Annotated in this window: 24 protein-coding genes; 14 read left to right on the top strand and 10 right to left on the bottom strand. The window is 62.2% G+C overall.

What is annotated here, in order from left to right; translation table 11 throughout:
• The first annotated feature begins 53 nt into the window (after positions 1–53).
• The 3 genes from FFM53_RS11115 (at position 54) to ptsN (ending at position 2380) form a co-directional block, all read left to right on the top strand.
• Complete coding sequence (locus FFM53_RS11115) at positions 54–977, top strand: DMT family transporter (protein ID WP_173883574.1); 924 nt, start codon at positions 54–56, stop codon at positions 975–977.
• A gap of 292 nt (positions 978–1269) precedes the next feature.
• The gene (hpf, locus tag FFM53_RS11110) at positions 1270–1845 is read left to right on the top strand and encodes a ribosome hibernation-promoting factor, HPF/YfiA family (RefSeq protein WP_011650214.1); all 576 of its coding nucleotides are present in this window, start codon (positions 1270–1272) and stop codon (positions 1843–1845) included.
• Between the two features lie 70 nt (positions 1846–1915).
• On the top strand, positions 1916–2380 hold the full coding sequence (gene ptsN / locus FFM53_RS11105; RefSeq protein ID WP_017995882.1) for a PTS IIA-like nitrogen regulatory protein PtsN: 465 nt from the start codon (positions 1916–1918) through the stop codon (positions 2378–2380).
• A gap of 88 nt (positions 2381–2468) precedes the next feature.
• On the opposite strand, the gene FFM53_RS11100 is transcribed toward ptsN, so the two are convergent.
• From FFM53_RS11100 to FFM53_RS11090, 3 genes are all read right to left on the bottom strand, one after another.
• The gene (locus FFM53_RS11100) at positions 2469–4808 is read right to left on the bottom strand and encodes a methyl-accepting chemotaxis protein (protein WP_138388333.1); all 2340 of its coding nucleotides are present in this window, start codon (positions 4806–4808) and stop codon (positions 2469–2471) included.
• Positions 4809–5053: 245 nt separating this feature from the next.
• Positions 5054–5953, bottom strand: coding sequence for a ribokinase (locus FFM53_RS11095; RefSeq protein WP_138388332.1), 900 nt, complete (start codon positions 5951–5953; stop codon positions 5054–5056).
• 80 nt (positions 5954–6033) lie between these two features.
• Positions 6034–7260 carry a DNA recombination protein RmuC gene (locus FFM53_RS11090; protein WP_138388331.1) on the bottom strand — a complete coding sequence of 409 codons (1227 nt, stop codon included), beginning with the start codon at positions 7258–7260 and terminating at the stop codon, positions 6034–6036.
• Between the two features lie 206 nt (positions 7261–7466).
• On the opposite strand from FFM53_RS11090, the gene FFM53_RS11085 reads away from it, so the two are divergent.
• The 6 genes from FFM53_RS11085 to truA all read left to right on the top strand — a co-directional run bounded on the left by FFM53_RS11085 (position 7467) and on the right by truA (position 12118).
• Positions 7467–8963, top strand: coding sequence for a globin-coupled sensor protein (locus FFM53_RS11085; RefSeq protein ID WP_138388330.1), 1497 nt, complete (start codon positions 7467–7469; stop codon positions 8961–8963).
• A 97-nt stretch (positions 8964–9060) separates the two neighbouring features.
• The gene (gene def / locus FFM53_RS11080; RefSeq protein WP_138388329.1) at positions 9061–9576 is read left to right on the top strand and encodes a peptide deformylase; all 516 of its coding nucleotides are present in this window, start codon (positions 9061–9063) and stop codon (positions 9574–9576) included.
• 64 nt (positions 9577–9640) lie between these two features.
• A complete protein-coding gene (locus tag FFM53_RS11075) occupies positions 9641–9925 on the top strand; it encodes a FitA-like ribbon-helix-helix domain-containing protein (protein WP_062943809.1) in 285 nt (94 codons plus the stop codon).
• On the top strand, positions 9922–10344 hold the full coding sequence (locus tag FFM53_RS11070) for a type II toxin-antitoxin system VapC family toxin (RefSeq protein ID WP_138388328.1): 423 nt from the start codon (positions 9922–9924) through the stop codon (positions 10342–10344). Before FFM53_RS11075 ends, FFM53_RS11070 begins: the two co-directional genes overlap by 4 nt.
• A gap of 20 nt (positions 10345–10364) precedes the next feature.
• Entirely contained in the window at positions 10365–11300 is a 936-nt protein-coding gene (gene fmt, locus FFM53_RS11065) for a methionyl-tRNA formyltransferase (RefSeq protein WP_138388327.1), read from the top strand.
• Positions 11300–12118 (top strand): tRNA pseudouridine(38-40) synthase TruA, encoded by an 819-nt coding sequence (gene truA / locus FFM53_RS11060; RefSeq protein ID WP_138388326.1) that lies wholly within the window; start codon positions 11300–11302, stop codon positions 12116–12118. The genes fmt and truA overlap by 1 nt, the downstream gene beginning before the upstream one ends.
• 6 nt (positions 12119–12124) lie before the next feature.
• Here the strand turns inward: truA and FFM53_RS11055 are convergent, their stop codons facing one another.
• From FFM53_RS11055 to dapD, 3 genes are all read right to left on the bottom strand, one after another.
• Complete coding sequence (locus FFM53_RS11055; protein ID WP_138332327.1) at positions 12125–12721, bottom strand: hypothetical protein; 597 nt, start codon at positions 12719–12721, stop codon at positions 12125–12127.
• Complete coding sequence (dapE, locus tag FFM53_RS11050; protein WP_138388325.1) at positions 12708–13901, bottom strand: succinyl-diaminopimelate desuccinylase; 1194 nt, start codon at positions 13899–13901, stop codon at positions 12708–12710. The genes FFM53_RS11055 and dapE overlap by 14 nt, the downstream gene beginning before the upstream one ends.
• 100 nt (positions 13902–14001) lie before the next feature.
• Complete coding sequence (dapD, locus tag FFM53_RS11045) at positions 14002–14862, bottom strand: 2,3,4,5-tetrahydropyridine-2,6-dicarboxylate N-succinyltransferase (protein WP_138388324.1); 861 nt, start codon at positions 14860–14862, stop codon at positions 14002–14004.
• Between the two features lie 193 nt (positions 14863–15055).
• On the opposite strand from dapD, the gene FFM53_RS11040 reads away from it, so the two are divergent.
• Positions 15056–15922, top strand: coding sequence for an LOG family protein (locus FFM53_RS11040; protein ID WP_138332330.1), 867 nt, complete (start codon positions 15056–15058; stop codon positions 15920–15922).
• A 75-nt stretch (positions 15923–15997) separates the two neighbouring features.
• On the opposite strand, the gene FFM53_RS11035 is transcribed toward FFM53_RS11040, so the two are convergent.
• A complete protein-coding gene (locus tag FFM53_RS11035; RefSeq protein ID WP_138388323.1) occupies positions 15998–16636 on the bottom strand; it encodes an EF-hand domain-containing protein in 639 nt (212 codons plus the stop codon).
• Between the two features lie 104 nt (positions 16637–16740).
• Positions 16741–17448: a pyrimidine 5'-nucleotidase gene (locus FFM53_RS11030; protein WP_138388322.1), complete on the bottom strand. Its 708-nt coding sequence runs from the start codon at positions 17446–17448 to the stop codon at positions 16741–16743.
• Between the two features lie 102 nt (positions 17449–17550).
• Here FFM53_RS11030 and FFM53_RS11025 point away from each other — a divergent pair, with 102 nt between their 5' ends.
• Both FFM53_RS11025 and FFM53_RS11020 read left to right on the top strand, forming a co-directional pair.
• The gene (locus FFM53_RS11025) at positions 17551–18624 is read left to right on the top strand and encodes a bifunctional transcriptional activator/DNA repair enzyme AdaA (protein ID WP_138388321.1); all 1074 of its coding nucleotides are present in this window, start codon (positions 17551–17553) and stop codon (positions 18622–18624) included.
• Positions 18621–19391: an isocitrate lyase/PEP mutase family protein gene (locus tag FFM53_RS11020; RefSeq protein WP_138332334.1), complete on the top strand. Its 771-nt coding sequence runs from the start codon at positions 18621–18623 to the stop codon at positions 19389–19391. The genes FFM53_RS11025 and FFM53_RS11020 overlap by 4 nt, the downstream gene beginning before the upstream one ends.
• 66 nt (positions 19392–19457) lie before the next feature.
• Here the strand turns inward: FFM53_RS11020 and FFM53_RS11015 are convergent, their stop codons facing one another.
• Together FFM53_RS11015 and argB are read right to left on the bottom strand one after the other, a co-directional pair.
• Positions 19458–20606, bottom strand: coding sequence for an alpha-hydroxy acid oxidase (locus tag FFM53_RS11015; RefSeq protein WP_138388320.1), 1149 nt, complete (start codon positions 20604–20606; stop codon positions 19458–19460).
• Positions 20607–20675: 69 nt separating this feature from the next.
• Entirely contained in the window at positions 20676–21563 is an 888-nt protein-coding gene (gene argB / locus FFM53_RS11010) for an acetylglutamate kinase (RefSeq protein WP_011650234.1), read from the bottom strand.
• Positions 21564–21706: 143 nt separating this feature from the next.
• Here argB and FFM53_RS11005 point away from each other — a divergent pair, with 143 nt between their 5' ends.
• Complete coding sequence (locus FFM53_RS11005) at positions 21707–22246, top strand: sigma-70 family RNA polymerase sigma factor (protein WP_138332336.1); 540 nt, start codon at positions 21707–21709, stop codon at positions 22244–22246.
• On the top strand, positions 22243–22962 hold the full coding sequence (locus FFM53_RS11000; RefSeq protein ID WP_131719561.1) for an anti-sigma factor: 720 nt from the start codon (positions 22243–22245) through the stop codon (positions 22960–22962). Before FFM53_RS11005 ends, FFM53_RS11000 begins: the two co-directional genes overlap by 4 nt.
• The last annotated feature ends 23 nt before the right edge of the window (positions 22963–22985 follow it).

The following is a 22985-nucleotide window of genomic DNA, read 5'->3' as shown; positions in this document are numbered from 1 at the left end:
TCAGACGCGCAACGGCGCTGCAACCCTTTGAATTGTCTTCAACGAAGATCGAAATGCCGACCATGACGCCGCAAAATTCCAACCTTGCCAGGGAGCTTTTCCTGCTGCTGGTGCTGGCGACCCTCTGGGGCTCCTCCTATAGCTTTATCAAGATCGGCGTCGAGACGATCCCGCCGATAACGTTGATCGCCGCCCGCACGCTGATTGCAGGCGGCATTCTGCTGGCCGTCCTGCACCATCGGCGTGTCCGTCTGCCGCGCGATCGTGCCACCTGGCGGCGGTTTTTCGTTCAGGCCTGCCTGAACAGCGTCGTCCCCTTCACGCTGATCGCCTGGGCGGAACAGTCCGTCGATGCCGGATTGGCGGTAATCCTGAATTCGGCAACGCCGATCTTCACCTTCCTGCTGGCCGTGCTGATCACCCGCCATGAGCAGGTGACGCTGCGAAGGCTTTTCGGCGTCATGGCCGGGCTTGCCGGCATCTGCCTCGTCATCGGCGTCGAAGCGCTCGGCGGTCTCGGTGAAAACCTGATGGCGCAGCTTGCCATCATCCTGGCGACCATCTGTTATGCAGGTGCCGCGATTTTCAGCAAGAATTTCAAGGGGCTCGATCCCGCAGTGCCGGCGGCCGGCTCGTTGATCTCAGGCGCGGTCATTCTCTTGCCAACGAGCCTCGTCGTCGATCGACCGTGGGAAATCGATCCTTCGGCGGCATCGTTGCTGGCGCTGCTGGCCCTCTCCGCCTTTTCGACGGCGCTTGCCTTTGTGATCTATTTCCGCCTCGTCCAGACGCTGGGTTCGGTCGGAACCACCGCGCAAGCCTATCTCAGAGTGCCGATCGGTGTTGCGATCGGCATCGTCTTCCTCGGCGAAAGGCTGAGCCCGACGGCCTGGATTGGGCTCGTCTGCGTCATATCAGGTGTCGCCGCCATGACGATCCCTGCAAGAAGGCGCGCAACGCAAGCGCGAAACGCGTAAAGTGGATGGGGTGGCGATCGGCGACATGCCTTGCCCGACAAGGTATCCGCCACACGTTGACCGCGTGCCGCCGAGGGTGATTCGGCGCCCTATTGACTTTTCGGCACGCTCTGGCTAGAAGCCCGCCGCAATCGATGCCGCGAACGGCGTCTGGAGTTATCCCCAGCATCAGAAGGGCACCAAGGACCCGCAGGCCTAAGCCGATCTTGCTTGAGATTGTGCGAAGTGCTTGGATGAACCTGAGGCTTGGCGTAAACTGATACCCGCAAACGACCATAAGAAGGGAAACTCCATGAGTGTGCGTGTATCCGGGAAACATATGGAAATTGGTGAATCGTTCCGTCAAAAGATCGAGGACCAAATTGGTATGGCCATCACGAAATACTTCGACGGGGGATATTCCGGCCAGGTGACCGTGGAAAAGGCGAGTTCTCGTTACTCGGCGGATTGCAAGCTGCATCTCGACAGCGGGGTGGTGCTGCATGCAGCCGGCGAGGCGACCGACCCGCAATTGGCTTTCGACGCCGCCTCCCAGCGGATCGAAAAGCGGCTGCGGCGATACAAGCGCAAGCTGAAGGACCATCACGCCGGAAGCCATCTGAATGGTTTTGCAGAGGTCTCCTACACGGTCATGGATTCCGTTCCTGATCACGATGATGAAATCGCTGACGATTTCGCTCCCGCGATCGTCGCTGAAAGCACGAAGCAGCTGAAGACCATGTCAGTCGCCACCGCAGTGATGGCGCTCGACATGACCGACGAGCCGCTTCTCCTGTTCCGCAGCCCCGGCAAGGAACATCTGAACATCGTTTACCGTCGGCACGACGGAAATATTGGCTGGATCGATTCAGCCAGTATCAAAGGCTGAGATCAGGGTGGTGAGCGGCGGTATTGCCGCCGCTCCTTGCATTTGATCCCGGCGACAGAAGGAAAAAGAAATGGCATTGGCAGATTTGCTCCATCAGGATGCGATCATTCCCGCCCTCAGAGTAAATTCCAAGAAACAGTTGCTTCAGGAATTGGCTGCAAGAGCCTCCAGGATCACCGGGCTTTCCGAACGGGAGATCTTCGACGTCATCCTGCAGCGCGAACGCCTGGGCTCGACCGGAGTCGGCAACGGCATCGCCATTCCTCACGGCAAGCTGGGAAACATCCATTCGATCGTCGGCATCTTCGCCCGGCTGGAGCAGCCGGTCGATTTCGAGGCGCTGGACGACCAGCCTGTCGATCTCGTGTTCCTGCTGCTTGCGCCGGAGGGCGCGGGCGCTGATCATCTCAAGGCTCTGTCGCGTATCGCCCGCGTGCTGCGCGATCACGATCTGGTCGCCAAGCTGCGCGCCACCGATTCTGCCTCGGCGATCTACGCCTTCCTCAACGAAGAGCAGACGTCGAACGCTGCCTGACGCGCGTCGCGCGATAACGCATTAATTCTCGAATGCAAAAAGGCGCCTGATCTCCCAGGCGCCTTTTGCGTTACGAGGGGCTGAACGATCAGAACTCTTCCCAGCTGTCCTGCGCCACGGCAGCGGATCCGCGCGACGGGGCAACGGGGCGGCGGACCGCCGGGGCGCTCGCGCGAGGCGAAAGGGCTGAAGTCGCCGGTGCCCGCATCTTTTGCGCGACGGAGGCAAGGGCCGCGGCGTTGCCCGAACCCGAGACGTTGAAGCGTGTGGCGAGCGCCTTCAGCGTCTGTGCCTCGTCGTTGAGTGCGACGCTGGCAGCGGTCGCTTCCTCTACCATGGCTGCATTCTGCTGCGTCACCTGGTCCATCTGGTTCATGGCCTGGTTGATTTCCTTCAGGCCGACAGCCTGTTCGCTGGCCGATGCCGAGATCTGCCGGATGAGATCGTTGATGCCCATCACCTGTTCGGCGATCTTGTGTAGCGTGCCGCCGGCGCGCCCGACGAGATCGACGCCTTCCTTGACCTGGACGGCCGAACTGTTGATCAGCGTCTTGATCTCCTTGGCGGCGTTGGCCGAACGCTGCGCGAGTTCACGCACCTCCTGGGCGACGACGGCAAAACCCTTGCCGGCTTCCCCGGCACGGGCCGCCTCGACGCCGGCGTTCAGGGCGAGCAGGTTGGTCTGGAAGGCGATCTCGTCGATGACGCCGATGATCCGCGAAACCTCCGTCGAAGACTGCTCGATCCCTTGCATCGAGGCGATCGCTTTCTGCACCACTTCGCCGGACTTTTCGGCATCCTGGCAGGCGAGGTTGACGCTGTCGGCCGCCGTGCGCGCATTCTCGGCGCTGGAATCGACCTGCGCGGTGAGCTCGTTGAGCGCGGCCGCCGTCTCTTCCAGGCTGGCTGCCTGCTGCTCGGTGCGCTTGGCGAGGTCGGAAGCGCTGTTGCTGATTTCACCGGTGCCGGAGCCGATATTGGCGACGCTGAGGTTCATCGTGTTGATGGTCTCTTCGAGGCTCGCGAGCGCGGCGTTGAAATCCTGTTTCAGCTTGCCGTATTCGCCGGGGAATTCGTCGATGATGCGGTGGCTGAGATTGCCCTGCGACAGCGCGGAAAGGCCGGCGCCGACGATCGAGACGATATGGCGTTGCAGCGACACCGATTCCTGGCGTTCCGATTCCGAGCGGCTGCGCTCGGTCTCGGCCGCCTTCCGCTGGTCGGCGGCCTCGTCTTCGAGGCGGCGGCTGTCGGCGAGGGTGAAGCGGAAGCCTTCGAGCGCCTTGGCGACAGAACCGACTTCGTCGCTGCGGTCCTGGGCGGCGACCGGTTCGCCATACTGGCCGTCGCTCAGCGCCTTGACGCTGGCGACCAGCCCGCCGAGCGGCCGCTGCACGAAAGAGCGGATGGCGAAATAGAGCGCCAGCATGACGGCGCCAAGCACGATCAGCCCGTTGATGATCATCATATAGGTCTGGTCTCGCACCGGCGCGTTGATTGCCGTGTGCGGCACGTCGACGAGCACGACCCAGGTGGCGTTGACGCCGGGGACCGCGAACGGATAGACGACGCGATCGAAGGGATCGAGGCCATCATAGGTGAGGTTCCTGACGAGGCCGGGCTGTTTGCTCGACAGCGCCGACTTGACGATATCGGCGCCCTCGCCGTCATATTCCTTGGTCATCAGCTCGGGGATCGGCGCGACGATCCAGTTGCCGGCCTGCGACAGCAGCGTGACGCGGCCCGAACCGAAAGGATGCAGCGCCTGCAGCTTGTCGGTCAGCGACTTCAGCGAAATATCGACGCCGCCGACGCCGATCATCTTACCATCAGACATGACCGGATAGGCAATCGAGGTCAGCAGCGTCGGCACGTCGGTTCCTTCGGCCATATAGGGCGTGGTGATCGCGCCCTTACCGCTGTCGGCTGCGAGCTTCCACCATGCGGCGGTATAATCATTGTCGAAGGTCGAATATTGGATGCCGCCGTCCTTGGTCTTCGACCAGTAGGGCGTGAAGGCGCCGTTCTTGTTGGTGCCTTCGTCATTGTTGTTGGCGATCTCGGTGCTCTTGCCGTCAAGCGCGCCGAGCTGCTCGCAGAACCAGCTGCCGAAGGCGAAGGCATTCTGCTCGAGATTGGCCTTCAGCACGTTGATCATGCCCTTGCGATCGAGCGACTTGCCTTCATGGCCGCGGCCGATGACGCCCGACATGGTGCGGGCGGCGCTGGCGAGCTCGCCGACATTGGCCGCAATTTCATTGGCGATCGACTTTGCCTCGAGGTTGGCCTGATCCATCGTCAGCGTCTGGACGCGATCCCGGGTCTGGCCGATGAGGAAAAAGTTCGAAACGATGAGAACAAGCGCGATGGCGATGCCGGTGATGACGATGAGTTTCGCGGCAAGCGATTTCATGCGAAAAATGAACATGGGGTCCTCGGGCAAGGATGCGCCGAACGGGCATTCTCCGGCGCAGGAGCAAAGGCTTCGCCCCATCATGGAGCAGCCGCTTGGACGGCCGGATTCCAGAAAGTGGGAGGCGCCGGCGGCCATGAGGAACATCGCCGGAAATCTCTTAAATTTGAATGAAAACTCTATCGATCGGGGCCAGGAAAATCGCCGGAACGCCCTGAATTACAGGGCGTTCCGGCGGCCGTTTCGCAAAGAGACGCGAACTATATCCTGTCTGCGACTTCCTCGCTCAAAGGGATCGACGGTTGCGCCCCGGCCTTGAGGCAGGCGAGCGAACCGGCAACCGCCGCACGGCGCAGCGCCGAGACAAAATCGAGGCCGTCGTCGAGGCTGGCAGCGAAATAGCCGCAGAAAGTGTCTCCGGCGCCGACCGTATCGACAGGTTCGATCTTGAGACCCTGCGCCCTCGAAATCGACCCGTCGCGAATGGCGATGACCCCGTCGGCGCCGAGCGTCACGATCAGCGTCTGGCCCGTCTCCGCATGCAGATGCACAAGGGCTGCCTCGCGCGCCTGCGCGTCCATGCCCTCCTGCCCGGCGAGCCGCTCGAACTCGGTCTCGTTGGCGATGACGATATCAGCGAGCCGGCCGAGGCGGGCCGCATCTGGGATCAGCGGCGCGAGGTTGAGGATACTGGTGATCCCCTTGGCGCGGGCCGCCGACAGCGCGCCTTCGACGGCCGCAGCCGGCACTTCGAGCTGCAGCATCAGGATATCGCCTTCGTCCATGCGGCCGATCGCCGTCTCGGCATCGGCAGGCGTGACCTGGCCATTGGCGCCGGGAACGACGGCGATCATGTTTTCGCCATCGCCGCCGACAAGGATCAGCGCCGTGCCTGTGGGACCGTCGACATGTTTGATCAGAGAAAGGTCGGTGCCCGCATCATCAAGCAGAGCCAGCGCCTCCGCGGCGAAAGCATCCTTGCCGACGGCGCCGGCCATATGCACGTAGCGGCCGGCGCGGCGCGCTGCCAGCGCCTGGTTGGCGCCTTTGCCGCCGGCGGCCGTGGCAAAGCCGTTGCCGGCCACCGTCTCGCCGGGCTTCGGCAGGCGCTCGGTCGTGGCGATGAGATCCATGTTGATGGACCCGAAAACTGTGATCATGAATGTGTCCCATCTTATGGAGCATGCGAGCGACATCATGCTCCTACTATTTCATGCGGGCGAGACACTGCCCGAAGCGGTCACTCCTCGTCAACCACCCGGAGCTTCAGAAGACCGGTGCGGCTTTCCACCGATTTGGCCGCAGCTTCGCTGTCGCGGGCAGGCTTGGCATCGCCGCCGCCGGCCTCGAATTCCAGCGCTTCGATCCTGGCGCCGCGCTTGGTGAGCTTGTCGGCTGACGTGACCACCATGTCGATATCCTTCTGTGCCATGGCGAAATGGCCCTGCAGCTTGCGCACCCGCTCATCGAGGCGGCTGAGGTCGTCCATCAGGATCGCCACTTCCCCCTGGATCAGATGCGCCTGCGCCCGCATGCGCTGGTCCTTGAGCACGGCCTGGATGACCTGGATCGACAGCATCAGCAGCGATGGCGAGACGATGACGATGCGCGCGCGGTGCGCCTTCTGCACCACCGGCTCGAAGTGCTCGTGGATCTCGGCGAAGATCGATTCGGACGGCACGAAGAGAAAGGCAGTATCCTGGGTTTCCCCCTGGATCAGATATTTCTCGGAAATGTCCCTTATATGGACCTCCATGTCGCGGCGGAACTGCTGGCCGGCGATCTTGCCGGCTTCGGGGCTGCCGGCGTCGCGGATCGCGTTCCAGGCTTCGAGCGGAAATTTCGCGTCGATCACCAGCGGCGGCGCGCCGTTCGGCATGCGGATCGTGCAGTCCGGCCGCGAACCGTTGGACAGCGTCTGCTGGAAGGCGTAGGCGCCCATCGGCAGACCGTCGGCGACGATCGTTTCCATCCTGGACTGGCCGAAGGCGCCGCGCGTCTGCTTGTTGGACAGAATGGCCTGCAGCCCGACGACATCCTTGGCGAGCGTCTGGATATTGTTCTGCGCGGCATCGATGACCGCCAGCCGCTCCTGCAGCCGTTGCAGGTTCTCATGCGTCGATTTGGTCTGCTCGGTGATCGTCGAGCTGACGCGCTGCGACATGCCGTCGAGGCGTTGGCTGATCGTCTGGTTGAGTTCGCTCTGCCGCGCGCCGAAGACCTCGGTCATCGCCGCGATGCGGCCCTGCATCTCCGCCTGGATCTTCAAAAGCTCGGCCATGCGCGCTTCGTTTTCCTCAGCGCGAAAGCTCGCTTCCTCCGCCTGCTCGCGGCGAAGGCTGGCGCCGCGCAGGAGAAGCACGATCACCAGCAGGGCGAGGGCGGCGAGAACGCCGCCGACAAGCGCCAGCATGGTCGGGCTGATCGAAGCAAGGGCAAGGGCGAGCGATTCGGTATGGATGGTCATGCCGCAAGCATAACAGAAGAAACGGCGAGATATAGATCAAAACGTGAACGGAATGAGCCGCCCTCAATATCCTTCCAAGCTATCGCTCTTCCTCGCTCGGGGAGAAGAAATCGCCGTCCGATTTAACGATTGCTCAACCATATTGGCCAAAACCTGCGGCGCAGAAATTCCTTCCCGCGTGCGTCGCGCCAAGTACAGAGATCTCCATGACCGCCCAGCAGACAGACAGTGCCCTCAGGCAGCGCCTCGATTTCATCGAACTGGATGAGGCAGCGCGCAAGTCGATGCGGGATCTGCGCCCTGTCATATCAGAGCTGATCGGCGGCGCCCTCGATAAATTCTACGCCAAGATCGCCAAGACCCCGGCTGTCGCAGGCTTCTTCGCCGATAAGAACCATGTCGGCCATGCCAAGAAGCGCCAGCAGGACCATTGGGCCAATCTCGCCGGCGGCGCGTTCGACGAGAGCTATGTCAACGGCGTGACCGCGGTCGGCCGGACGCACGCCCGCATCGGGCTGGAGCCGCGCTGGTATATTGGCGGCTACGCCATCGTCATGTCCGAGCTGGTCAAGGGCATCATGGAGAAGCAGTGGCCGTCGATCTTCGCGCGCCGAGAGGGCAAAGCATTGGCCGAGAAATTGTCGGCCGTCATCAAATCAGGCATGCTCGACATGGATTATTCCATCTCGGTCTATCTCGAGACGCTCGAAGCAAAGCGCCGCGCTTTGGAAGAGCAGCGCGCTAAGGCCGAATCCGATCAGGCGATCGCGCTGGAGCAACTGCGCCGCGGTCTGGAAGCGCTGTCGAACGGCGATCTCGAAGCCACCCTGCCGTCCGACCTGCCGGGCAATTTCCGGCAGATGGCCGAGGATTACAACCGCGCCGTCAGGGCGCTAAGCCACTCCTTCGCCTCCGTGCGCGAGACTTCTGGCCATATCATGAGCGGTGCCGACGTCATTTCCAATGCGACCAACGATCTAGCGCTGCGCACTGCCCAGCAGGCGGCAGGCGTCGAGGAGAGTTCGGCCGCCCTGCAGCAGCTGTCCGTCAGCGTCGGCCAGACGGCCGCCAACGCCGAGAAGGCGTCGGATGCCGTGCGCGAGACGCAAGAGAAGGCGAAGAACTCCGGCGAACTCGTCACCAGCGCCGTCTCGGCGATGGCCGGCATCGAGAAATCCTCGACCGGGATCTCCAAGATCATCGGCGTCATCGATGAGATCGCCTTCCAGACCAACCTCTTGGCGCTGAACGCGGGCGTCGAGGCGGCGCGTGCCGGTGATGCCGGTAAGGGTTTTGCCGTCGTCGCCCAGGAAGTCCGCCAGCTTGCGCAACGCACCGCGGAAGCGGCCAAGGAGATCAAGAACCTGATTTCGCAGAGCTCGACGCAGGTCAATCAGGGCGTCGGCATCGTCTCCAGCACCGGCGAAGCGCTGAACGACATGATCAGCCGCATCGACATCATCAACCGTTTCGTCGCCGATATCGCCGCCGCTGCCCGCGATCAGGCGACCGGCGTCAACGAGGTCAGCCTCGCCGTCCGCAACATGGGTGCGATCACCCAGCAGAATTCGGACATGGTCGAGCACTCTTCAGCAGAAACCCGCCGCCTGAAGGACGAGGTGGAGACCCTGATCGAGCTGCTGCGGCGTTTCCGCGCCCGGCCGGAAGGCCGTTCCGCCACCAGTGCCCGCCGGGCGGCGTGAGGCGAATATGGCGAAATTCCAGGCGGGGATGCAAAAAAGCGTATTCCCCGCCTGCCGGATAATTCCATAGTCGGAAAAGATGGGTTATGGGAACGCCATGACCATCAAGCCACTCATCATTCTTCCCGATCCCGTTCTCCGCCAGCTGTCCACGCCGATCGAGCGGTTGGATTCCGACCTGCAGCGTCTTGCCGACGATATGCTGGAAACCATGTACGACGCGCCAGGCATCGGCCTTGCCGCCATCCAGATCGGCGTGCCGCGCCGTGTGCTCGTCATCGACATCGCCCGCGAGGGCGAGGAAAAGCAGCCGCAGGTCTTCATCAATCCTGAGATCGTCAAATCGTCCGACGAGCGTTCCGTCTATGAGGAAGGCTGTCTTTCGATTCCGGATTATTATGCTGAGGTCGAGCGCCCGGCTGTCGTCTCGGTCAAATATCTCGACCGCAACGGCAAGGAACAGACCGTGGAAGCCGACGGCCTGCTCGCCACCTGCCTGCAGCACGAGATCGACCACCTGAACGGCGTGCTGTTCATCGATTACATCTCGCGGCTGAAGCGGGAGATGGTGATCAAGAAATTCACCAAGGCGGCGAAGTCCAAGGCGCTCTGACGCTACGTTGAAAATTCACCGGCGACGCACTATGATATCACTGATATCATGATGGAGGCGCCGTATGGGTGATTTTCTGATCAGAAATATTTCCGACGCAATGAAGCGAGACATTGCGGAATCGGCGCAGCGGAGCGGAAACAGCCTTTCCGACGAGGCCAAGGAGCTTTTGCGGGAAGCGCTGAAAAGAAAAACCGAGGCAAAGCCCGAGACTCTGTCGGCGTATGAAGCAATACGCGCCGCTTTCGTCAGCGAAAACGCAGTCGACGATGAATTTGCTGCAATCATGGACGAAATCGAGGCCGCGCGGAAAAAGGATTTCGGCCGGCCGTTCGAGGATTTCGAATGATCGTTCTCGATACGAATGTGATTTCCGAGTTCGCCAGGCCAGTGCCGAATGAAAAGGTGAAGGCCTGGATGTTGCGGCAGGATGGCGCGAGAATCTGGCTTTGCACGGTTGGCTTGATGGAGCAGATTTACGGAGCCGAAAGGGTTTTCTTGAAGACAGGATCGGACCGCTTCTTTCGCGCGATCGAGAATTTGGTGAAAGGCCAGTTTCGCGATCGTATCGCCGGCTGGGATTCGGAAACGGCCATGGCAACCGGTCGCTTGCGGGCGAAACGTGAAAACATGGGGCGGCCGATTTCGGTCCAGGATGCCATGATTGCCGCCATCTGCCTTGAAAACGGCGCGACGCTTGCGACCCGCAACACCAGAGAATTCGAAGGGCTTGATCTCAAGCTCGTAAACCCGTTTGAAGACGGTTGATCCTCAATTGGCGATATAAAATGTCTCTTCGTATCATCTTCATGGGAACCCCGGAGTTCTCGGTTCCGACCCTGCGCCTGCTCGTCGATGCCGGCCACAGGATCGTTGCGGTCTATACGCAGCCGCCACGGCCGGGCGGCCGGCGCGGCCTCGATCTGCAGAAATCGCCGGTGCATCAGGCGGCCGAACTGCTCGGCCTGCCGGTTTTCACCCCGGTCAATTTCAAAGACCCCGAGGAGCGCGAGAGGTTTCGTGGCCTGAATGCCGATGTCGGCGTCGTCGTTGCCTACGGACTGTTGCTGCCGGAAGCGATTTTGAACGGCACCAGGGATGGCTGTTACAACGGTCATGCCTCGCTGCTGCCGCGCTGGCGGGGTGCGGCACCGATCCAGCGGGCGATCATGGCCGGCGACGCAAAGACCGGCATGATGGTGATGAAGATGGACAAGGGCCTGGATACCGGCGCCGTCGCACTCACCCGCGAGATCGAGATCGGCCTGAACATGACGGCTGGCGAACTGCACGACCGGCTGATGCTGGTCGGCGCCAAGGCGATGGCGGAAGCCATGGTGAAACTCGAAATGAACGACCTGCCGCTGACGCCGCAGCCGGAAGACGGCGTGCTCTATGCCGCCAAGATCGACAAGGCCGAGACGCGCATCGATTTTTCCAGGGATGCCAGCGACGTGCACAATCACATCCGCGGCCTGGCGCCGTTTCCGGGTGCCTGGTTCGAGCTTGAGATCGGCGGCAAGCCGGAGCGGGTGAAGGTGCTGGCGTCCGAACTGGCTGAGGGGCAGGGTGCTGCCGGGCGATTGCTGACCGATGATCTCGTGGTCGCCTGCGGCTCGGGCGCGGTGCGGCTGACCAGGCTGCAGAAGGCCGGCGGCAAGCCGCTGGCGGCCGCCGATTTCCTCAGGGGCACGCCGCTTGCGGCGGGCACGAGGCTTTCCTGATGCCGCGTTTCCGCATGACCGTCGAATATGACGGCGGCCCCTATGTCGGCTGGCAGCGGCAGGAAAATGGCCACTCGGTGCAGGGCGCGATCGAGGCGGCGGTGCTTTCGCTGACCGGTGAGACGGTCTTGGTGCGCGGCGCCGGCCGTACCGATTCCGGCGTCCACGCCATGGGGCAGGTGATCCATGCCGATCTTTCGAAGGAGTGGTCGCCCTACCAGCTGCAGAATGCGTTGAACGCGCATCTGAGGCTTGCCGGCGAGCGCGTCTCCATTCTCGACGTCGGGGTGGCTCCCGAGTTCTTCGATGCGCGTTTTTCGGCGCTGCGGCGCCATTACCTCTATCGCATCGTCAGCCGCCGGGCGCCGCTGGCGCTCGAAGCCGGCAAGGCCTGGTGGGTGCCGAAAGTGCTCGACCACGAGGTCATGCATGCTGCCGCCCAGAGGCTGGTCGGCAAGCACGATTTCTCCACCTTCCGCGCCGCCCATTGCCAGGCAAACAGTCCGGTGCGTACCCTCGACCGGCTGGATGTGACGCGCAATGGCGAGCTGATCGAGATCCGCGCCACGGCGCAGAGTTTTCTCCACAACCAGATCCGTTCCTTCGCCGGCACGCTGAAGCTCGCCGGCGAAGGCAAATGGACGCCTGATGATGTCGAGGCGGCGCTTAAGGCGCGCGACCGCAAGGCCTGCGGCCCGGTGGCGCCGCCGGACGGACTCTATTTCATGCAGGTGGATTATCCCGACGTGATCCCCGACCGCCGAAGGCCGGTTACCGATACCGATGCCAATGACGGGGATGCTGACGATCCCTCGTAAGTTTACTCAGACGGGATAGATGCCGAGGAAGTGCTGCAGATATTCCGAAAGGATCATCGATGGCACGAGCAGCACCAGTGTCAGCGCCCCGACCATCAGCGCATGACCGTGGCAGATCATCCGGAGAATGCGCGCCAGCACGAAGACCTGCGCCAGCATGAAGGCGAGCAGCAGCAGCGAGACGAGGCCGACGGAGCCGGGCAGGAAGAACACCAGCGCCAGCAGCAGCCCGTTGATATAGGAAAGCGGCACGCCGAGCCAGTTGACGCTGACGACGACCGGGGCGAAACGCTCGCCCATGCGGACGGCAAGCAGCAGAAACCCGGCAAAGACCAGCGGCACGAACCAGTTGGCGACCTCGACGAGGCCGAGCCTGATATAGAAGGGAAAATCGACATCGGCTTCCGGCGGCATCGCCCGCAGGAAGGCCTGTCGCCACCAGAGCCAGGAAATACCCATCGGCGGCAGGCACCAGAGCATCGCCCAGAACGAACGGTTGACGCCGCGCTCGGACATATCAAGGTAGCGGAAGCCGCGCGGATCCAGCCGGATCAGCAGCCAGAGGCCGGCCAGGTAATATTGAACTTCCCTAAAGCCCGGCATTGGCGATCCAGCGGGCGATGAAGGTTTCGTAGATTGCCGTCAGCGTCTCCAGATCGGCGACAGCGACGCGCTCGTCGACCATGTGCATCGTTTGGCCGACGAGGCCGAACTCGACGACCGGGCAATAATCCTTGATGAAGCGCGCATCCGATGTGCCGCCGGTGGTCGAAAGCCGCGGCGACTGGCCGGAAATGCTTTCGACGGCTGAAGACAGCGAGGCGATCAGCGCATTGTTGCGCGTCAGGAAGACATGGCTCGGCCGATCGGCCCAGACGATATCATAGGCCACCGGTTGGCGGCCCGGCCGCAAGGCGCCATCCCGGGCGGCGGCATCGAGACGGCGCAGGATTTCGGCACGCAGCTTTTCGACGGTCCAGCTGTCGTTGAAGCGGATGTTGAAGCTTGCCGATGCCTTGGCCGGAATGACGTTGGTCGCCGGATTGCCGACATCGACCGTGGTCACTTCGAGGTTCGACGGCTGGAAATCGTCGGTGCCGCCGTCAAACGGCGGGTCCATCAGCGCCTGGGTCAGCTGCAGCATGCCGCGCACCGGATTGTCGGCAAGATGCGGATAGGCGGCATGGCCCTGCACGCCGTGAACGGTGATTTTACCCGACAGCGAGCCGCGCCGGCCGATCTTGATCATGTCGCCGAGCCTGTCCGGATTGGTCGGCTCTCCGACAAGGCAGGCATCCCAGCGCTCGCCGCGCTCGGCCGCCCATTGCAGCAGCTTGATCGTACCGTTGATCGCCGGACCTTCTTCGTCGCCGGTGATGAGGAAGGAGATCGAGCCGGCCGGTGGCCCGTTTTTCTCGATATGGCGGGCGACGGCGGCGACGAAACAGGCGATGCCGCCCTTCATGTCGACGGCGCCGCGGCCGAAAAGCTCGCCCTTCGAAATCTGGGCCTCAAACGGCGGATGCGTCCAGGCGGCTTCGTCGCCGACCGGCACGACATCGGTATGGCCGGCAAACATCAGATGCGGGCCATCCTTGCCGAGGCGGGCATAGAGGTTTTCGATGTCGGGTGTTCCGGCTTCGCTCGCCTTCACCCTGTCGACAGAAAAGCCGAGCGGCGCAAGCATCGCCTCCAGCGCCGACAGTGCGCCGCCTTCGGCGGGCGTCACGGACGGGCAGCGAATCAGCGTCTGGAGATTGGCGACGGGGTCGGTAGCGGTCATGGCGGTCGAACTATCCGGCGGGAATGGCAAAGACATGGCAAGGCGGGGCCGCCTCGCGTAAAAGACGCCGTCTGTTTACCGGATCAACGTCCCGGTGTCATCAATCTCTGAGCAGCTCGTTGATGCCGGTCTTCGATCGGGTCTTTTCATCGACGCGCTTGACGATGACGGCGCAGTAGAGATGCGGCGCCGGCTGGCCGTTGCCCATCGTCGCATTGCCCGACGGCATCGAGCCGGCGACGACGACGGAATAGGGCGGCACTTCGCCGTAGGTCACATCGCCGGTGGCGCGGTCGACGATCTTGGTCGACTTGCCGATAAAGACGCCCATGCCGAGCACCGAGCCCTCGCGGATGATGCAGCCTTCGACCACCTCGGAACGGGCGCCGATGAAGCAATTGTCCTCGATGATCGTCGGGCCCGCCTGCATCGGCTCCAACACGCCGCCAATGCCGACGCCGCCGGAGAGATGCACATGTTTGCCGATCTGCGCGCAGGAGCCGACCGTCGCCCAGGTATCGACCATCGTGCCTTCGCCGACATAGGCGCCGAGATTGACGAAGGAGGGCATCAGGATGGCGTTCGGGGCGATGTAAGCCGAGCGGCGCACGACGCAGTTCGGCACGGCGCGGAAACCGGCGGCGCGGAAGTGGTTCTCGCCCCAGTTCTCGAATTTCGAGGGAACCTTGTCCCACCAGGTCGAGTTCCCCGAACCGCCCTTGACCACGTCCATATCGTTGAGGCGGAAGGACAGCAGCACGGCCTTCTTCAGCCATTGATTGACCGACCAGGCGCCGTCGGCGGAGCGTTCGGCGACACGGGCCTTGCCGGCATCGAGCAGATCGAGCGCTGCTTCGACCGCATCGCGAACCTCGCCCTTCGTCGACGTGTTCACATTGTCGCGATTGTCGAAGGCGGCTTCGATGATCTTTTCGAGGGATGCGAGGTCGGTGGCGCTCATGAGAATTCCTTAAACTTCGATCTTTATCGTGGAGACGGCGGGGTCTCCGGAATGCGGTTGGCAGGGATGTATCCTGCTCTACAGCATGAAGCCGTAGAACGGAATGATTTTTCCGACAAGATCATATCTGGATTCAAGGCGTTATAGCGACATATCCGGCTTGGTGGCCGGCAATACTGAAAGGCATTTCGACATGGCGAAGGGACGAAACGGCGGTTCGCGGCGCAAGGATGGCGTATGGGACCCGCTGAAGAGCAGCTCGACCGACAGGCAGCGCGCCGAAGCCGTGCCGAAAACTCCGCAGACGATGTCGCCTGCCTATCGCCTTGCCTATGTCGACGAGGATTTCCTCTGCCGTGAGGAGCTGCGGCCGATCCGCCTGCAGCTGGAACTGATGAAGCCGGAGATGATGCTGACCGAACGCGGCATCAAATCAACAGTCGTCATGTTCGGCGGCGCCCGCATTCCCGCCCCCGGCCAGAGCGCCTGGGCAGCCCGCAACGACATCCAGCGCGTCAACCTGGAGGCAGCTTCCGTCTATTATGACGAGGCGCGCAAATTCGCCCGGCTCTGCTCGAAATATTCTGCCACCTTCAATTTCCACGAATATGTCATCGTCACCGGCGGCGGCCCCGGAGTGATGGAGGCCGGCAATCGCGGCGCAGCCGACGAGGGCGCCCCTTCGATCGGCCTCAACATCGTGCTGCCGCACGAGCAGGCGCCGAACGCCTATGTGACGCCGGAGCTCAGCTTCAACTTCCACTATTTCGCCATCCGCAAGATGCATTTCATGGTGCGCGCCAAGGCGATCGCGGTCTTCCCGGGCGGCTTCGGCACGCTCGACGAATTCTTCGAATGCCTGACGCTGATCCAGACCGGCCGCATGGAGCGCCTGCCGCTGATCCTCTTCGGCGAGACCTTCTGGAGGAGCATTATCAATTTCGAGGCATTGGCCGAATTCGGCACGATCGCGCCCGACGACGTCAAGCTGATCAGCTTCGTGGATACGGCAGAAGCCGCTTGGAAGATCGTCCAGGATTTCTACGAACACCGCGAATAGGCGCTTCAGAGGCACAAACTGCGGAGCCTCTCCCCGTCGAGCCGGGGAAAGGCGAGGGCAAGTCGTCGCTTGGCTTTAGAGAAGTGGCCGGTCCGGCATGTCGTCGATCGAGATGACGCCGTCCTTGTTGCGGTCCATTCGAGTGAACAGCTTGTCCATGCCGGCTTCAGCTTCCTGTTTGGAAATCTGGCCGTTCTGGTCGGTGTCGACCCGGTGCATCATGATCGAGGCACGCATGATGTTGCCGCCATGGCGCATCCAGCGATGTCCGTCACGACCCTCGTGACCACCCTGAGGCGGCCGGCCCTGGTCGTTATTATCAGGCGTCGCGTCTGCGGTCTTCACATCCTTGTTATTGCTGGCATCCTGCTTGCGCTGATCTCTCATCGCCTGCATCTGCGCTTTCTGGTATGCGCCGATTTCGCCTGGGGTCAGCGAGCCGTCCTTGTTGGTGTCGATCGCAGCGAAGATCTTGTCGATGCCGGCGGTCGCCTCGTCCTTGGAGATCTGTCCGTCCTTGTTGGTGTCGAACTGCTTGAGCATTCTGACATACGTGATTTCGCGGAAGGCGGCAGGCCCCGGACCGTGCATGGGACCGTGCCTGCCGGGGTGCTGACGCGGCCCGTCACCGGGCGCTGCATAGCCGGCTCCGGCGGCTGCGCCGAAGATGAGGGTGGAGGAAAGCGCTGCCAGTATCAGCTTGTTGCGGTACATCGTGTTTGCCTTTCGTAAGGTGTCCCCTCACGAAAGAAGCTATGGCAGCAGGTCCGCAAGACCCAGTTAAACATCGGTAAGCTAAGTGAAAACTTGGTAATGCTTCAGCCGGTAATCTTGCCGAGAAAAGCGGCAAGGTCGTCGGTGACGAAATCGATGTGATCCTCATCGCCGCTGGTCTTTTCCCACCATTCGACGACCGTCTCTTCCAGATTGCGCGGCACCAGCAGCACGGTCTGCATGCCGAGCGCTTTGGGCACCGTCAGGTTGCGCGGTAGATCCTCGAACATGGCGGCCTTGGTGGTTTCGACCCGCTTCAGCGCCGCGAACTTGTCGTAGGTCGCCTGCGCCGGCTTCGGCACGTAGTCGGCGGCGACGATATCGAAGATGTCGTCGAAATGTTCGAGAATGCCGAGCGCCTCCGCCGTCATTTCGGCATGCTTGACGCTGCCATTGGTGAAGATGAACTTGCGCCCCGGCAGCGCCTTGATCGCCTCGCCGAGTTCCGGCTGCGGCGTCAGCGCCGTGTAGTCGATCGCATGCGCCTTTTCGAGGAAGTCGTTCGGGTCGATGCCGTGATGGATCATCAGGCCCTGCAGCGTCGTGCCATGATCGAGGTAATATTGCTTCTGCAGCTTGCGCGCCTCTTCCCGCTCCATCTTCAGGAGTGCCGCAACATAGGCGGTCATGTTCTTGTCGATCTGCGCGAAGAGATTGACATGATGCGGATAGAGCGTGTTGTCGAGGTCGAAGACCCAGTCTGTGACGTGCTCGAAATCGGTCTTATCAGGCGTGCGGTCGATCTTGGTCATGGCGGTCTTATGGCACGGCTTATCCGCCAAGGAAATCGACAAGAGAGAATAGACGCCCGATTTTCGGCGGACGGCGCCGGCACTGAATGCTAGAAAGCGGTCATGCTTTTCGTACGCCCCGATGATGATACGCTCTATGATGCCCTGATCGCACGCAGTGCCGATTATGAGGGGCAAGCCTATGTCTGCGTGAAGACGACCGGCATCTTCTGCCGCCTGACCTGCCCGGCGCGTAAGCCGAAGCGGGAAAATACGCTCTTTTTCGATACGATCGCCGCCTGCATGCATTCCGGCTTCCGCCCGTGCCAGCGCTGCAGGCCGCTGGAGCAGCCGGGCAGGGAGCCGATCGTCGATGAGCTGCTTGCCGCGCTCGACCGTGAGCCGCAGCTGCGCTGGACCGAAGATGAGCTTGTGCGCCGAGGCCACGATCCCTCGACCGTGCGTCGCGCCTTCAAGCGGGCGCTCGGCATGACCTTCCACGATATCGTCCGCTATCGCCGGCTGGGTGAAGCGGCCCGGCAACTGGCCGATGGCGCGCGCGTCATCGATGCGCAGCTCGATGCGGGATATGACTCCCCAAGCGGTTTCCGGGCGGCTTTCCAGCGGCTGGTCGGCAAGGCGCCGGCGCTGTCGCAGAACCGCGAACTGCTCTTTGCCGACTGGTTCGACACCCCGCTCGGGCCGATGATAGCCGTCGCCGACCAGACGCATCTGCATCTTCTCGAATTCCACGACCGTAAGGCGCTGCCGACCGAGCTCGAGGCGCTGCAGAAGCGCATCCGCTCGTCGGTCGCGATCGGCCGCACGCCGGCGATTGATCAGATCGCGGCGGAGATCCGGGATTATTTCGAAGGACGGCTCACCGTCTTCAAGACGCCATTGGCGCCCGGCGGCACACCCTTCGAAAAACATGTCTGGGCAAAGCTCATGGAGATTCCTGCTGGCCAGACGCGCGCCTATGGCGATCTCGCAAGGGAAATGGAAAGGCCGGAAGTGGTGCGTGCTGTCGGCCGCGCCAATGGCGCCAACCAGCTTGCCATCATCGTGCCCTGCCATCGCATCCTCGGCGCGGATGGTTCGTTGACCGGCTATGGCGGCGGGCTCTGGCGCAAGCAATGGCTGCTGCGGCATGAAGAGAAGATCAGCACGCAAGCAAAGATGGAGGAGACAGCATGAACCAGAACGAAAAGGCCAAGGCATTCGGCGCATTGCATCGCAAGGGCGCCCCGGTTGTTCTTTACAATATCTGGGATGCCGGCACGGCCAAGGCCGTCGCCGATGGCGGCGCCAAGGCGCTTGCCACAGGAAGCTGGTCGGTCGCGGCTGCCCATGGTTATGCCGACGGCGAGAAGCTGCCGATGTCGGTGCTGGTCGAGACCGCGAAATCCATCACCGCTGTCATCGACCTGCCGCTTTCGGTCGATTTCGAAGGCGCCTATTCGGCCGAGGCTGAGGGTGCGGCCGCCAATGTCGCCAAGCTGGTGGAGGTCGGCGCTATCGGCATCAATTTCGAGGATCAGGTGGTCGGCGGTGGCGGGCTTTATCCGGCCGAGAGGCAGGCGGCCCGCATCCGCGCCATTCGCGCCATGGCGGAAGGCAAGGGCATTCCCTTCTTCATCAACGCCCGCACCGATCTCTTCCTGGCCGAGAGCGATCTTTCCAAACATGCTGGTCTGGTGGACGAGGCGATCGAGCGCGGCAAGGCCTATGCGGCCGCAGGCGGCAGCGGCTTCTTCGTGCCTGGCTTGATCGATCCCGCCTTGATCGAAAAGATCTGCGCCGCATCGCCGCTGCCGGTCAACATCATGATGCGGACAGGCGCCCCTGATGTGAAGACGCTGGCAAAGCTCGGCGTCGGCCGTGTCAGTTATGGTCCGGGGCCTTACCGGTCGATGATGGAAAAGTTGAAACAGGAGGCGGCGGCGATTTATAGCCCGCTTTGACGTCGAATGCCTGAGGGCCGCAGATCTGGTGCGAAAGCTGCGGCCTGGAATGACATCCCATTCCGCTCAGGAACGGAAGCGAAGATTCCGCCGGCTGAGCTGGCTGACCGAGGTGCAGCCCATCAGCTTCATGCCGCGCTCGATCTCGGTGCGCATCGTCTCCAGCGCCCGTTCGACGCCGGGCTGTCCGGCAGCGGCAAGCGGGAAGAGATAGTAGCGCCCGAGCCCGACGGCCTTCGCCCCCAGCGACAGCGCTTTAAGAACATGCGTTCCCCGCTGCACGCCGCCATCCATCATCACGTCGATCCGGTCGCCCACGGCGTCGACGATCTCGGCCAGCTGGTCGAATGCGCTGCGCGAGCCGTCGAGCTGGCGCCCGCCATGATTGGAAAGCACGATGCCGCTGCAGCCGATCTCGGCGGTGCGCTTGGCGTCTTCCACCGACATGATGCCCTTCAGGCAGAATGGCCCGCCCCATTCGCGCACCATCTCCGCCACGTCGTCCCACGACATCGAGGGGTCCAGCATCTCGGTGAAGTATCGGCTGATCGACAGCGTGCCGCCATCCATCTTGACGTGGTTTTCGAGCTGCGGCAGCCGGAAGCGCTCATGAGTCAGCCAGTCGATCGCCCAGGAAGGCTTGATCGCGAACTGGGTCATGCCGGCAAGATTGAGCTTGAAGGGAATGGCAAAGCCCGTGCGCTTGTCGCGCTCGCGGTTGCCGCCGGTGATGCTGTCGACCGTCAGCATCATCGCCTGCACGCCGGCATTTTTTGCTCGCGCCATCATCTCGCGGTTGAGGCCGCGGTCCTTGTGGAAATAGAACTGATAGACCTGCGGCCCGTTGCTGATCCGTCTCGCTTCCTCCAGGCTGATCGTGCCGAGCGAGGAGACGCCGAACATCGTCCCGTGTTTTGCCGCCGCCGCCGCGACCGCCCGCTCCCCCTGGTGGTGAAAAAGCCGCTGCAACGCTGTCGGTGAGCAATAGACCGGCATTGCGAGCTTCTGGCCCATGACAGTCACCGACATGTCGACATCGGCCACACCGCGCAAAACGTCGGGCACCAGATCGCAGGCCTCGAAGGCCGCGGTATTGCGCCGGTACGTCACCTCGTCATCGGCACCGCCGTCGATATAGTCGAATATCGGTCCGGGAAGACGCCGTTTAGCCATGCGCCGGAAATCGTGAAAATTATAGCAGTCTGTCAGGCGCATTTGTTTCCTCGATACCCTGTTTCCGCGTCAGGAAGATCCGCTCTTCGCAAGTGAAGGGCGCAGCCTGGTTCAGGGAACGATCAGCGTTCCGACGCCGTGCTCGGTGAAGATCTCGAGCAGCACGGAATGGGCGGTCTTGCCGTTTAGGATAACGACGCCCTGCACGCCGGCCTTGATCGCATCGATGCAGGTCTCGACCTTGGGGATCATGCCGCCCGAGATCGTGCCATCGGCGATCAGCGCATGTGCTTCGGCGACCGAAAGCTCCTTGATGAGCTGGCCGTTCTTGTCCAGCACGCCCGGCACATCGGTCAGGAACAGCAGCCGGGTTGCGTTCAGCGCACCGGCAATGGCGCCGGCGAAGGTATCTGCATTGATATTGTAGGTGGCGCCGTCGCGGCCAGGCGCCACGGGCGCGATGACCGGGATCATCTCGGAGCGGGCAAGCAGATCGAGCAGCGTCCGGTCGACCTCGACCACTTCGCCGACGAAACCGAGATCGAGCACGCGCTCGATGTTCGAATCCGGATCCTTCACGGTCTTGCGCGCCTTTTCGGCGAAGACCATGTTGCCGTCCTTGCCGCAAAGGCCGATCGCCCATTCGCCGGTCTGGTTGATGAGCGCGACGATTTCCTTGTTGATCGAGCCGGCGAGCACCATCTCGACGATCTCGACCGTTTTCTGGTCGGTGACGCGAAGGCCGCCCTCGAATTTCGATTCGATGCCCATCTTGCTCAGCATGGCGCCGATTTGCGGGCCGCCGCCATGAACGACGATCGGGTTGACGCCCGATTGCTTCAACAGCGCGATGTCGCTGGCAAAGGCCTTGCCGAGCTCGGGATTGCCCATGGCGTGGCCGCCATATTTCACGACAATCGTCTTGTTCTCGTAACGCTGCATGAAGGGCAGTGCCTTGGCCAGAAGCCGTGCCTGCATTTCGCTTTCGGTTTCGTTCATGGGAACCCCGCAGAATTGTTCGCGGCCTTTTATCGCAAGTTTCTGACAGAGGGAATAATCCAGAGGGCAATAGTTTTTCGTATCTGTCGCGGAGCCGGACGCCGTTACCGTCTGGCGCACGCAAGCTTGAGATGAGGAACGGCATGCAAGGCGATGAGATCGCAGACTTGATCGGCCGCGTCGCACTCGGCGATCGCAGGGCTTTCGTGGCCCTCTACAATCAGACCGCACCGAAACTTTTTTCGATCTGCCTGCGTATCTTGAAGGATCGCACGGAAGCCGAAGAAGCTCTGCAGGAAGTCTATATCAGCATCTGGCAACGCGCTCGCAGCTTCTCCGTCGCCTCGGGTTCGTCCTCGGCATGGCTGGCGGCGATCGCCCGCAATCGGTCGATCGATGCGCTGCGGGCGCGCAAGCCCGTCGCCGACGAATTGGACACGGTCTACGATCTTGCCGATGCCGGACCCGACCCGGAAATGCAGACGGTGACCAAGGATGAAGGAAGGCGGATTGACACCTGCATGGAAGAGTTGGAAGCTGATCGTGCGGTCGCGGTGAAACGGGCTTATGTCGAAGGGCTGAGCTATCAGGAACTGGCCGATCAGTTTGGTGTCCCGCTGAACACGATGCGGACCTGGCTCAGACGCAGCCTCTTGAAACTGAGAGAGTGCATGGAACGATGACATCGCCCGACAAAAGCAAGGGAGACCGCTCCCGCGACGAGGTTCTCGCCGGCGAATATGTGCTTGGCGTCCTGTCGTTGCAGGATCGCCGGGTGGTGGAAGAGCGCATGCGCCACGACCGCCCCTTCGCTGCGATCGTCAGCCGCTGGGAAACCAACCTCTCTTCCTTCAACGACGAGTATGAAGGCGTTGCTCCGAACCGGGAAACCTTCAAGCAGATCGAGGCGCGGCTGTTCGGCGATGGCCAAAAGCCCCCATCCTTTTCGCAGGGGCTCTGGAATTCAGCCGTTTTCTGGCGCTCGCTGAGCTTTGCCTGCATCGTCGTCGCCGTCAGCGCCGTCATCTTCGCCTCCGGCGTGGTGCCGGAGCCGCAGGGGCCTGCACCCCTGGTGGCCTCGCTTTCGGGCCAGAACAGCACCATCAATCTTCTTGCCTCCTACGAGCTTCAGAGCGGCCGGCTGAAGATCGTGCCGGTCGCCGCCGGCAAGCCGGAGGAGAAGTCGCTGGAACTTTGGCTGGTCCCGGGCAGCGGCATGACGAGATCGCTCGGCGTCTTCCAGCCGGGCGAAAGCGGTGAACTTGTCATTCCCGCCGAACTGCGCAGCATGATAGCCGATGGCGCAACGCTTGCCGTCAGTCTCGAACCCTTCGGCGGTTCGCCGACCGGCCAGGCAACCGGTCCGGTGATCGCAAGCGGCCCCCTGCGCCGACCCTAATCGCACCGGTCATGATCGTGTCG

This window comes from Rhizobium indicum (assembly GCF_005862305.2).
GTDB classification, from domain to species: domain Bacteria; phylum Pseudomonadota; class Alphaproteobacteria; order Rhizobiales; family Rhizobiaceae; genus Rhizobium; species Rhizobium indicum.
The sequence above is the reverse complement of the archived record's forward strand: the minus strand, read 5'-3'. Positions and strand labels throughout refer to the sequence as shown.